The organism is Hydrogenophaga aromaticivorans (assembly GCF_013387465.1).
Lineage (GTDB): Bacteria > Pseudomonadota > Gammaproteobacteria > Burkholderiales > Burkholderiaceae_C > Hydrogenophaga > Hydrogenophaga aromaticivorans.
Map to the genome: position 1 here is coordinate 51,859 of NZ_VYGV01000023.1, position 11,099 is coordinate 62,957.

The following is an 11,099-nucleotide window of genomic DNA, read 5'->3' on the forward strand; positions in this document are numbered from 1 at the left end:
GCCCGGACGACGTGCAGCAGCTCAGCGTGGCCACCATAGTCTTGTAAAACAATCGTTTAATCGGACTTACTTGCAATGCCCGTCGCAGTGCCTTATAAACACCCATACACATAAACACCGATCTAGCCATGAACACTGTCCGCTGGAAGGGGTCTCCTTGATTTCGGTGCAAAAAGTGACGGTTCGACCGATGAGCATTGGCGCGGGCTCTGGCGGTTCGTCACGCGCAAGTGCTTGTCAGCCATTGAGTTTCTGTTGGCCCTCCAAATACGCTACAGCCCGCACCAATGCTGGGTTGATTTCAGCCGCTGGTACTCGTTTTCGCTGCTGTTTGTGACGGCAGGATCTGCCCCGCGTAGCGCTCCAGCGGGAAGCGGAAGACACCGCGCAGGTTGATGCCCTCCAGGCGCGTCGGTGCGATGCGCCCGGTCAGCTCCGGCGGCACGATCTGACGCCTGTTGGCCCAGCGATCCAGCACCGCCTGCATCTGCGCCGTGTTCCACGCCATCACGACGTTGGCCAGCAAGCTCAAGGCGTCGGCCACCGCCTGCATCTCGTCGGATCGGCGCGCCTGAGCCGGCCCAACGCGGCCGGTGTAGATCGCGCGTTTGAGGGCGTTCACCGCCTCGCCCCGGTTGAGCACCCGGCGCAGTTCCCTGCGGAAGCTGGCATTGATGAAGTAGTCCGTCAGGAACGCCGTCCTGAGCAGCTTGCCCAGCTGCACACCGGCGTCGTAGATCGGGTCTCCCCGTGCCGCAGACCCGAACCTGGCCAGCGCCGTCACCGCGCTGGCGTGGCCCGACATCACCGACGCAGCCAGATGCACCAGGTTGTCCCAATGGGTTTCGATCAGTGCCGTGTCAACGCTGGCCTCGCACACGGCGGCAATCTCTTCGGGGATCTTCATTCCTCGAGGCACGAACAGGTGGCGTTGCCGCAGTTCGCGCAGCCGCGGGCACAGATCGAAGCCCAGCAGACGCGACAGCGCCATCGCGAAGTCGGTGTAGCCGTGCGTGTCGACGGCGAGCTGGGACGTCTCGATGCGTTCCTGCCGCACGACCCCTTCGATCGCCGCACCGGCCTGCCGCTCGTTGAGCACGATCGGCTGGGCGTGGAAGATCCCCCAGCGATCGCGCACGTGGCTGTACACGCCGATGGAAGCTGTCTGACGCCGTGGATCCTGGCGTGCCTGCCATACGCGGCGGCTGGTCTCCAGGCTCATCATGTCCGACGAGGCCAGATCGGCGCGGCCCCAGGTCGATGCAATGGCATGACGTTGCATGAACTCAAGTACCGCCTGGCAGGCCAGGGCCAGGCGTCTCTCATCGCCCGCCCATCGCATGGCCTGGCGGATGCTGGTGGCCGACAGTTGCGGGATCATGCGCGCGCACTCTGCAGCCGTCAGGCTCGTGCCGTGCGCCAGGATGCCGGCGTAGGCCATCAGCAGTTCCTGGCCTGATCTTGGCTCGCGCCCGAGCATGATCCAGCTGAAGCGCACCTGCGCGTCCACGGCCAGGATGACCTCGGGCAGTTGCACCTCGCCGATGCGCTGGTCGAGTCGCGCGCGCAACTTGGTGACTTCGGGGTTCTCTTCGTCGGCGGCCAGCGGCGCCAGGTGGAGTTCGTCGTCCACGCGCAGTGAGCCTGTGCGCGTGGCGGCAGCTACCGCGTCGACGCCGGCGCGAACGCGTGCAAGCAGCGGCGCGAGGAAGTCGCTCGCCTTGGCCGGCAGTTGCAGCCGGGCGTAGTGCCGCCGGGCCTCAGCTTGCCAGCGCTCGTCGGGCAGGAACAGCCGCTCGCGGCCGCGGAAGCTCAGGGAATGCTCAATCCAGACCGAGCCGTTGCGCAGCGCTCGGCGCAGGGCGAACAAGGTGGCGACTTCCAGCGCCCGGAAGGCACGGTCGCGGTCAAGGTCGGCAATGGCTTCTCGCCATGCCGGGCCCAGGCGCGGCGCCGTGACCTCGGCCGGCAGGCTCTTGGTGCCGGCAGCGTACTGGACGCGCAGCTTGTCCAGCGCGTCGAGCACAGGATGCTCGCCTGTGGCCTGCCAGGGCAGTCGGCTGACCGCCACCAGCAACGAGCGCACCGGTGCAATGGCATCGATCAGGTGCTGGCGGATGATCGACGCCCGACTGGGTGCGCGCCTGGCGCGCTTGGCCGCGATCAGATCGCTCAGGCGCGAGCGCAGTTCGGCATCCGGCACCGTCTCCTGAGCTGCAAGATCGGCCAGCTCCTGAAGCAACTGCTGGTACTGCTGGGCCCAGTCGACAGTGGCGTTCACGCCGTCGGCGCAGTGCCGCCACAAGTCGGCGACGCGGCGCTGGAACATGAGGATGAGCTGGTCGGTGGCTGTCAGCAGGCAGTAGCGCAGGAAGCAGGCCATCTCGACAGTGCGCGCCGGCTCTTTGATCCGGGCGCTGACCGAGGGCGGCCTGGTGGCCATGCGCCGCGCATAGCGGCGCACCAGCACGTCGTTGAGATCACCCAAGTGTTGATCGATGCCCAAATCCGTCAGGAAGGCGATGCGTTCGAGCACCTCGGCGATCTGGCGCGTGGAGTGCTTGGCCGGGGCGCTCCACAGCCAGCTCTGGAAGTGCTGGCCGTCCGCTCGGGTGCTGTCCAATGCCGACGACCAGCGCTTCAAGGTGGCGGCCGGCGCCGCGGCTCGGATGGACTGGGCCGTGACGGCCTCGAGCTCGGACAGTGCCGCAGCCACCAAGCCACGGATGACGCGGTCGTGCACGATGAGCAACCGGTGTTCGTAGAGCCAATGCCGGGCATGCAGGAGCAGCCGTTCGCGGTCGGCGCTGTGGGCCACTTCGTCACGCAGGATCCGCACCAACGCCCTGCGCTGGTGCTCGGTCATCCAGGCAAACCCCAGGGCCTCGCAGGCCTGCTGTTGGTGGTCGAACAGGGTTCGGCCCCGAGCGTACAGCGCGCGCAGCGATGCCAGGTCTGGCGTCACGATGTCCAGCATCTGGCCCAGGTGACGCAGCAACACGGCCGGCACGGCACGCACGCTGTTCAGTGGCCGGCCGCTCATGCGCACGAAGCCAATGTGCAGCGCCAGGCCAAGCCTGTGGTTGTCGCCCCGCCGTCGGGCGATCAGCTCAAGCTCGGCACGACTGAAGCTGAAGAAGGCCTGCAGCTCGAACTCGGTGAGCTCACGCGGGAGATCGCGCAGGCCCAGGTACGGTGTCTGCCAGCCTTGCATCGCCGCTGCTCCTTGTGACTCGGGAAGCAGCCAAAGATACGCCCCGCCGCAGTGAACAGCAATCCTTTTGAAATCAACAACTTATAAAACCAGAGCCGCGCCGTTGCTGGCGATCGGAACCGTCACTTTTTGCACTGAAATCAAGGGGATCCCACACGATGCGCACGTCGATCTTCAAGCGGTTCTTGTCCGCCAGAAGCTCCTTCATACGGTCGTTGAGTTTGAGAAATGGGCTGATCAGGATCAGGCGGTCGGATGCCCCTTTGATTAACTCTTCCAAATGGTAGTTGGTGCCCAAACCGATCTGTGCTTTTGTGTTGTTCCTTGGCTGCCGTAAATTTGCCCGAATACTCAAACTGCTTATTGCGCCAGGCAGTAGCGATCAACTCCATGGAGGGCCAGCGCCCTTGCCGTCAATTCAACCAAGCGCATCTTCTTCAAATGACGGGCTCAGCCGCACCGTTTCGCCAATGATCAGCAAGCCCGGTCGTGGACCATACGCCGGGGCGATCTTGACCAGCCGGTTCAGGGGACAGGCCAGCACTGTCTGTGTGGGCCGGGTGCCGTCCTGCACGATGGCCGCGGGAGTATCGGACGGCAGTCCATGGGCGATCAAGGCCTGGGCAATCTGCGCCAGACGCTGAACGCCCATGTAGAACACCCGGGTCTGCCCCGCGCGCGCCAGGGCTTGCCAATCGTGGCTGGCTTGGTCGTCCGCCAAATGGCCTGGCAGAAACACGCAGCTGGCTGCAAGGTGGCGGTGCGTCAGCGGAATGGCCGCGGCGGCCGAGCAGCCGTTGGCTGCTGTCACACCGGGCACCACCTCGAACGCAATGCCGGCCGCCTGCAGCGCCAGCACTTCCTCGCCACCGCGCCCGAAGACATAGGGGTCACCACCTTTGAGTCGAACGACGCGCCGGCCCTGGCGCGCATGCGCCACCAGCAGGTCATGGATCTCATCCTGGGGGACGGCGTGATTTCCCAGCGCCTTACCCACGTACACCCGCAGGGCGGTGGCCGGGATCAGCGCCAGCACATCCTCGGCGATCAGCCGGTCGTGCACCACCACCTGGGCCTGTTCCAGCCGGTTCAGCGCGCGCAGCGTCATCAGGTCGGCCGGTCCCGGCCCGGCACCAACGATGCAGACGGAGCCCGCGGCGGGTACCTCACTCACCATCGATGACCCCCGGTCCCTGGTGGAACACCAGATCGGCGACCACCTGCCCGCCCACGAGGTGCTGCCCGATGATGCGGTCCATGTTGTCGGGGGTCACGCCGTGGTACCAGGTGCCGTCGGGCTGTACGCACAGGATGGGGCCGCCCTTGCAGGCAGCAAAACAGCTCACGCGGCTGCGCTTCACGCGTAGCGCACCTTCGTTCAGCCCAGCGGCCTTGAATTTCTCGCCCAGGCTGTCGAACAGCGCCTGCGATGCGCCGTCCTGCGTGCATCGCGCGCCGGTGCAGACCAGCAGGTGCCGGCGGTAGTCACTGATGCGGGGCTTCTCCGGGGTACTCATGCTTCTGTTTCCTCGGCCCCGGCCTCGGTCGGTTCGTGTTCGTCGGGTGTCGCCAGCACCTGTTCGATGTAGTCGGCGGGCAGGCGGTGTCGGCGTGCGAGTTCGGTCAGGCCCAGGCCGGACGCATGTTCGGCGCGCACCCCTTCAATCCAGCCCAGCAGGCCGCTGGAAAGCGAGCGGCCAGCCTTCTCGCCCTCGCGGGTCTCGAAGCCCTGGTCCACGTCGTACTTGTTGGCATAGCCGCGCGGGGTGACCATCAGCCCGGCGCGCAGGAAGGTGCTGCTGTTGCCGATCAGCACGGTGCTGAGCATGCCGATCTCCTGTTCGGCCATCTGGTCCAGGGTGGTGTGCACGATCTGCTGGCGGCGTCGGTAGGCGCTCTTGACGATCGCCACCGGCGTGTCGGGCCGGCGGTGCCGCAGGAACAGCGCCTGAGCCTGCACGATCTGCTGGGTGCGGCGCCCACTCTTGGGGTTGTAGAGCGCCACCACGAAGTCGGCCGCCGCCGCTGCGTCGAGCCGCCGGGCAATCACCGGCCAGGGTGTCAGCAGGTCGGACAGCGAGACGGAACAGAAGTCGTGCGTGAGGGGCGCACCGACCAGGGCGGCGCAGGCGTTGATCGCCGAGGCGCCAGGCACGATCTCCACCATCACGTCATCTTCCGGCGTCCAGCCGGCCTGGAACAGCACCTCGTAGGTCGGGCCGGCCATGCCGTAGACGCCGGCATCGCCTGACGAGATCAGTGCCACCTTCTTGCCCGCACGGGCCGCTTCCAGCGCGTGGACGGCGCGGTCCAGCTCTTCGGTCATGCCCTTTCGCACGACTTCCTTGCCGTCCAGCAGGTCGGCCACCAGCTTGATGTAAGTGACATAGCCCACCACCACATCGGCCTCGGCGATGGCAGCGCGCGCACGCGTGGTCATGTGGTCGGTGTGGCCAGGGCCGATGCCCACCAGGCTGATGCTGCCGGTGGTGCCTGCGTTGCGCGGGGTGGTGACGGGGGTATCGATGGTCATTTCGTTCCTTGTGACAAGCGAGAGTTCAACGGTAAAGCGATCAGCCCAGCGGCAGGTGTTCCGGTGTGGCGCAGCTCCCGGTGTTCCAGGACGGTTCCCAGGAGTTCTCGGTGAACACGGCCGACACCGGACGCGCCTGGCGCCACTGTTGCTGGATGAGCATGGGTGTTTCGTAAAAGCGATCCACCGGACCGATGCACAACAGGCCCAGCGGCGCTGCACCCACGGGCAGCGACAGCAGCCTGCGCAGGTCGCCGGGTTCGAACAACGACACCCATCCGAGACCGAGGTTTTCGGCGCGCGCGGCCAGCCAGAGGTTCTGGACGGCGGCGCCCGCCGAGCACCACGCCATTTCGCTCGCCAGCGTGCGGCGACCGAATAGCGTGCCGTCGTCTGGCGCCAGCACCAGCGCCCACAACTCGGCGCACTCGCGCACGCCTTCCACCTTCAGTGCCAGGAACTCGGCCGCACGGGGCCCCATGGCCTGCGCGGTGCGCATTCGCTCTTCGTCCACGGTGGCGGCCAGCCGCTCGCGCAATGCAGGGTCGGTGATGCGCAGCACGCGCAGCGGCTGCATCAGACCCACCGATGGCGCCGCCAGCAAGGCCGCCTGCAGACGCGCACGCACATCTTCGGCGACCTGTGCACCCGCAGTGAAGTGGCGCATGTCGCGCCGCACCTGCATCAGCGACTGCACCGCCTCTCGCTCGGCGGCCGTGAAGCAACGCGCCGGATCGGTGTTGGCGACACAGGGCGGGATGGCCGCGCGGGGCATCACGCGCGCCACGGACACGGTGGCATTGCGTCCATCGTCGCCGCGCAGCCGGTGCTTTTCGATGCACAAGGCGGAGGCCTCGGTGGTGCCGGCGGCGAGCAAGGCGGCGGCTTCGGATACCGAGGGGCTGCCGGTGTGGCGGCGCACGGTCTCCGACGGGTTGGGCACCACCACCTCGGCCAGCTGGGTGGCGGGGTAGAAGTGCAGCGGCCAGCCGGCCTGCGCCGCCAGCGCCAGCAGCCCGGTCTCGTCGGCCTTGAGCGTGATGCTGCCCACGCTGCTCACCTGCCCGCGGTGAAGGCCGGCCATGGCCAGCGCCTCGTCGACCGCGCGCGCTAGCGTGGCCAGCGGCGTGCCGCGGTCGCAGCCGATGCCCAGGGCCACCTTCATGCCGCGGCCCCGGTGGCGGCGCCGGTGCCCGTGGGCTGTGGCGGGCGGTACACCACCAGGCGTTCGTGCAGCGTCTGCCACAGCGCCTCGTCCACCGGGCGGTGGGTAATCCACAGCACCGCCCGGTAGCGGGCCAGATCCACATCTTCCAGGCGCGTGTAGCGGTGGATGCTGGGCGGCAGCGGCGTGGGCCGGGTCCACCAGTGCGGGCTGCCGGCCTCCTGCACCACGGCCACGGCCTCTTCGTTGACCACGGCGGCCGAGACGCGGGTGATGTTGAGCTTTGGGGCTTCGACACGCCAGCCCAGTTCACGGCCCAGGATGTCGACCGGGATGGTCTTGCCCACGTCCGACGCGGTGGTCAGCACCGCCGTGGCGCCCAGCAGCGCGGCCACGGTTTCCGCCATGGCGTTGGCGCCGCCCACGTGGCCCGAGATCACCGGGATGACGAACTGGCCGGCGTCGTCCACCACCAGCACGCCGGGATCCTCGTCCTTGCTCTTCAGGTGGGGCGCGATCAGCCGCACCACGGCGCCCAGCGAGACGAAGAACACGATCTGGTCGAACTGCGCGAACAGGTCGCCGATCTGGTCCTTGAACGCGCCCTCGTAGGTCTGTAGCGGGTTCGGCAGACCGGCGAAGGCGTCGGCGAACCTGGCGGCCACGCAGACACTTGCCGTGGGTAGCGCGCGCGCCAGCGTGGCGGCCTGCGCAGTGCCGTGTTTGGTGATAGCGACCAGGCAGGCGCGGGGCGGCGTGGTGGGGTTGTCCAGGCTCATGGTGCGGTCTCCGGCGCGTGCTGTCTGTCCTGCGCGTTCTGCGACGACGCGGGGCCGTCCTTTTTCAGGCAACCCTTGATGCGCTCGCCGCGCACGCGGTGCGGGTTCTTCACGATCAGCAGCGAGAGGTAGCTCACCTTGCTGCCGCGCAGCGTGAGCAGTTCGGGGCCGGACAGCCGGCGCTCGTCCAGCGCGCCCACACGCTCCACGAAATGCGCGCCGCCCAGCAGGTCGCGCGCCTGCAGCCAGTCCAGCAGGTCCTCGATCAGCGGCTTGATCTTCATCAGCACGAGGGTGTCGAAGTCGGGCAGCAAGCGGTCCACTGCGCCGACGCCGTAGGCAGCCGGCACGATGGCCACGGTGTCGTCCTGTTCGGCGAAGGGTTCACCCACGTCGGCGCAGGCGGCGGTGAAGGAGTTGACGCCCGCCGTTACCTGCACCGGCACCTGCTCATTGAGCCCGCGCACGGTGCGCGCCAGGTGGCCGAAGGTGGCGTAGGTGGAGGCATCGCCCTCGACCAGGAACAGCACGTCGCGCCCGGCCTGCAGCCAGGGCAGCACGGTGTGTGCGGCCTTCAGCCAGGCGCGCGCCAGCTTCTCACCGTCGTGCGTCATCGGGAACACAAGCGGCGTGTGGGTCTCCGGCAGCGGCAGTCCGGCGCGCTGCACGATGTCCAGCGCGTAGCTCGGCGTTTTGCCGCTGCGCACCGGGTAGACCCAGACCGCGTCGCGGCGCTCCAGCGCGGCCCAGGCCGCTCGGGTGATCAGGCCGGGGTCGCCCGGACCCAGCGAGATACCTTGCAGGCTGCCCATAGGGGCGGCGGGTTCAGCCATGCGTGGTCTCCTCTGCCACCTGCGGCTCGGTCTGGCCGTGGCCCACGCCGGCGCACACCAGCCACACCGGGTTCTCGGCCGCCATGCGGTGCATGTGCAGGATGGGACGGCTGCGCGCGGCCTGCAGCTGCAGCACGTCCCACTCGGCGCCGATGGCCTGCAGGGCCTGGGTGGCCGTGGCCAGGTTCTCCAGCGTCACGAAGTTCATCACCAGCCGGCCGCCGGGCCGCAGGCGCCGCAGCACCTGGCCGATCAGCCCGGCCAGCTCGCCGCCGGAGCCACCGACGAACACCGCATCGGGGTCGGGCCAGTCCTCCAGCCCCTCGGGCGCCTTGCCGTGCCGCAGCGTGTAGTTGCTGACGCCGAAGGCCGCGTGGTTGCGCCGGGCGATGGCGTGGTCGGCCTCGTTCTTCTCGATGGCGAACACGTGGCCCTGCGGGCACAGGCGGGCGGCTTCCAGACCCACCGAGCCGCTGCCGGCACCGATGTCCCAGACCACGCTGTCGGCGCGCAGCTGCAGCCGCGCCAGGCTGACGGCGCGCACCTCCTGCTTGGTGATCAGTCCCTTCTCGGGCTGGCGCTGCTCGAAGGCACTGTCCGCCAGACCGAAGCGCACCGGCTGTGGCCGCGGCCGGGTGCGCCACAGCAGCACCACGTTCAGCTCGGCAAAGCGCATGCGGGCCGCCTCGGCCGGGCTGAGCTGCGCATGCACCTGTTCGTTGGCCTGCAGCAGGTTTTCGGCCACGGCCATGTGGAAGTCGCTACCCAGACCTTCGGCGAGCAGCAGGCGGGCGATGCGGTCGGGGCTGTTGGCCGGGCCGGTCAGCAGCAGCAGGCGCTGCTCGGCGCGCAGGGCCTGGGCCAGTGCGTACAGGCCGTGCGAGGGCGGGGCGCCGCGCTGCCATTCGCCGGCATCGGCGGCGTGCACGGAGACGATGCGCGCATCCTGCCAGGCCAGACCGACGCGGGCGCAGGCCAGTTGCAGCGTCGACAGGTTGGGCAGGATGTCCAGCGCGTCCAGGCACAGGTGCTGGGCCAGGTAGGGTGCGATGCCGTGGCACAGCGGATCGCCGGTGGCCAGCACCACGCAGGCCTGGTGGGCCTCGCGCGCGGCGCGCACCCAGCCGGGCACCGCCTTCAGCTGGCCTGTCAGGTCGTGGGTGACGGCGCCGGGTTTGAGCGCGTGCCGCAGCAGCGCCAGCGTGCGCGCGCCGCCGATCACCACGTCGGCGGTGCGCAGATGGGCCAGTGCGGTGGCGCCGAGGCTGGCCACGCCGTCGTCGAGCACGCCGATCACGCGGCAGCGGTTGGGATCTTGGGAGGGCAGGTCGTTCATTCGGTGTCGAAGTCGGAGTGGTGGGTGTGGCCGATACCGGTGCGCCCGGCCGTGGCGGGGCGGGGTCGCGCCTCGGCGGGCGCCGAGCGCACGTCGGCCACGGGCTGACCGCTGAAGTCGCACACCAGCACGCGCAGCGCAAAGGCGTGGCCGTAGCGCTCGGGCGCGGTCAGGGTGTCGATGGCGCGCTGCGCCAGCGCCTGGTGGAAGGCCGGGCCCAGGCCGCGCTCGACCATCAGTTCGGCGCCGAAGCGCGCGGTCTCGGCGGCGGCGATGGCGGCGCAGTCCTTGGCCGTGGCACCGATCTGCCGGGCGATCTCTGCGACCAGGTCGGTGTCCACCACGTTGCGGTTGGCATGGGTGATGGTCTCGCCCTGGGCGATTTTGGTGAGCTTGCCCACCATCACGCCCAGCACCACTTCGGGCAGGCCCTGGGCCACCACCTCGTCGAGCGCGTAGCGCAGGAAGTCGCCCATCTGCACGAAGCAGGCGGCGGGCAGGCCGGGCCGCTCGGCGCGCAGCGTCTGCATGGCAAAGGTCTCGGTGCGGCCGCCGGTGGTCAGCGCCACCACGCCGTGGTCCAGCGTGGCCGCCACCTGGATGCCCTGCACCACGCTGGCCCGCCAGGCGGCGGTGGAATAGGGTTTGACGATGCCGGTGGTTCCCAGGATGCTGATGCCGCCCAGGATGCCCAGCCGCGCGTTGGTGGTCTTCTTCGCCATCTCCTGGCCGCCGGGCACGCTCACCGTGACTTCCAGCCCGTGCTGTGCGAGCAGGTTCGGCGCGGCCTCGCGCAGGTTGTCGGCGACGTTCTGGCGCGGCACTGGGTTGATCGCCGGCCCGCCCACCGCCAGCCCCAGGCCGGGCAGCGTCACCGTGCCCACGCCGTCGCCGGCCACGAAGGTGATCTCACCCGCGCGGCCGGGCAGCAGCCGCAGGTCCACCGTGAGGTGGGCGCCATCGGTGCAGTCCGGGTCGTCGCCCGCGAACTTCACCACCATGGCGTGGGCGCTGTGCGCATCGCAGCGCCCGTCGTGCACGGCAAAGCGCACGCGCTGGCCGTTGGGCAGCAGGCTCTCCATGGCATCGGGCACCGCCCCGGTTTCCAGCCCCTGCGCGGCGCGTCGGGCAGCTGGCGCATCAGGTCCACGCTGGCCTCGATCTTCTGGTCGGTGCACATCAGGGTGGCAAACGCCACCGCCCGCCCGGCCTGCCGCACCAGCGCCACCGGCTGACCCA

10 protein-coding genes and 1 pseudogene are annotated in these 11,099 nt (G+C 68.8%); all 11 read right to left on the reverse strand.

The window, feature by feature from the left end; genetic code table 11:
- Positions 1 to 301: 301 nt before the first annotated feature.
- On the reverse strand, positions 302 to 3,214 hold the full coding sequence (locus F3K02_RS21650) for a Tn3 family transposase (protein ID WP_177137780.1): 2,913 nt from the start codon (positions 3,212 to 3,214) through the stop codon (positions 302 to 304).
- Positions 3,215 to 3,287: 73 nt separating this feature from the next.
- Positions 3,288 to 3,512, reverse strand: coding sequence for a phospholipase D-like domain-containing protein (locus F3K02_RS21655; protein ID WP_246309700.1), 225 nt, complete (start codon positions 3,510 to 3,512; stop codon positions 3,288 to 3,290).
- A 120-nt stretch (positions 3,513 to 3,632) separates the two neighbouring features.
- A complete protein-coding gene (gene cobA, locus F3K02_RS21660; protein ID WP_177137782.1) occupies positions 3,633 to 4,391 on the reverse strand; it encodes a uroporphyrinogen-III C-methyltransferase in 759 nt (252 codons plus the stop codon).
- Positions 4,381 to 4,731 (reverse strand): (2Fe-2S) ferredoxin domain-containing protein, encoded by a 351-nt coding sequence (locus tag F3K02_RS21665; protein WP_177137784.1) that lies wholly within the window; start codon positions 4,729 to 4,731, stop codon positions 4,381 to 4,383. The genes cobA and F3K02_RS21665 overlap by 11 nt, the downstream gene beginning before the upstream one ends.
- Positions 4,728 to 5,747 carry a precorrin-3B C(17)-methyltransferase gene (cobJ, locus tag F3K02_RS21670; protein ID WP_177137786.1) on the reverse strand — a complete coding sequence of 340 codons (1,020 nt, stop codon included), beginning with the start codon at positions 5,745 to 5,747 and terminating at the stop codon, positions 4,728 to 4,730. Before cobJ ends, F3K02_RS21665 begins: the two co-directional genes overlap by 4 nt.
- Positions 5,748 to 5,787: 40 nt before the next feature.
- A complete protein-coding gene (gene bluB, locus F3K02_RS21675) occupies positions 5,788 to 6,432 on the reverse strand; it encodes a 5,6-dimethylbenzimidazole synthase (RefSeq protein WP_425485630.1) in 645 nt (214 codons plus the stop codon).
- 108 nt (positions 6,433 to 6,540) lie between these two features.
- Positions 6,541 to 6,912: pseudogene (locus F3K02_RS27915) on the reverse strand (cobalamin biosynthesis protein); the annotation flags it as partial.
- Positions 6,909 to 7,691 (reverse strand): cobalamin biosynthesis central domain-containing protein, encoded by a 783-nt coding sequence (locus F3K02_RS21680; protein WP_177137796.1) that lies wholly within the window; start codon positions 7,689 to 7,691, stop codon positions 6,909 to 6,911. The gene F3K02_RS21680 and the pseudogene F3K02_RS27915, both read right to left, overlap by 4 nt.
- A complete protein-coding gene (gene cobI, locus F3K02_RS21685; protein ID WP_177137797.1) occupies positions 7,688 to 8,524 on the reverse strand; it encodes a precorrin-2 C(20)-methyltransferase in 837 nt (278 codons plus the stop codon). Before cobI ends, F3K02_RS21680 begins: the two co-directional genes overlap by 4 nt.
- The gene (gene cbiE / locus F3K02_RS21690) at positions 8,517 to 9,860 is read right to left on the reverse strand and encodes a precorrin-6y C5,15-methyltransferase (decarboxylating) subunit CbiE (protein WP_177137798.1); all 1,344 of its coding nucleotides are present in this window, start codon (positions 9,858 to 9,860) and stop codon (positions 8,517 to 8,519) included. Before cbiE ends, cobI begins: the two co-directional genes overlap by 8 nt.
- Positions 9,857 to 11,038 (reverse strand): cobalt-precorrin-5B (C(1))-methyltransferase, encoded by a 1,182-nt coding sequence (locus F3K02_RS21695; RefSeq protein WP_177137799.1) that lies wholly within the window; start codon positions 11,036 to 11,038, stop codon positions 9,857 to 9,859. Before F3K02_RS21695 ends, cbiE begins: the two co-directional genes overlap by 4 nt.
- Positions 11,039 to 11,099: the final 61 nt, after the last annotated feature.

Bases quoted from the DNA above. Each gene is read 5' to 3' on its own strand.
- F3K02_RS21650 (WP_177137780.1), bottom strand. From the start codon at position 3,214: ATGCAAGGCTGGCAGACACCGTACCTGGGCCTGCGCGATCTCCCGCGT.
- cobA (WP_177137782.1), bottom strand. From the start codon at position 4,391: ATGGTGAGTGAGGTACCCGCCGCGGGCTCCGTCTGCATCGTTGGTGCC.
- F3K02_RS21665 (WP_177137784.1), bottom strand. From the start codon at position 4,731: ATGAGTACCCCGGAGAAGCCCCGCATCAGTGACTACCGCCGGCACCTG.
- cobJ (WP_177137786.1), bottom strand. From the start codon at position 5,747: ATGACCATCGATACCCCCGTCACCACCCCGCGCAACGCAGGCACCACC.
- bluB (WP_425485630.1), bottom strand. From the start codon at position 6,432: ATGCAGGTGCGGCGCGACATGCGCCACTTCACTGCGGGTGCACAGGTC.
- F3K02_RS21680 (WP_177137796.1), bottom strand. From the start codon at position 7,691: ATGAGCCTGGACAACCCCACCACGCCGCCCCGCGCCTGCCTGGTCGCT.
- cobI (WP_177137797.1), bottom strand. From the start codon at position 8,524: ATGGCTGAACCCGCCGCCCCTATGGGCAGCCTGCAAGGTATCTCGCTG.
- cbiE (WP_177137798.1), bottom strand. From the start codon at position 9,860: ATGAACGACCTGCCCTCCCAAGATCCCAACCGCTGCCGCGTGATCGGC.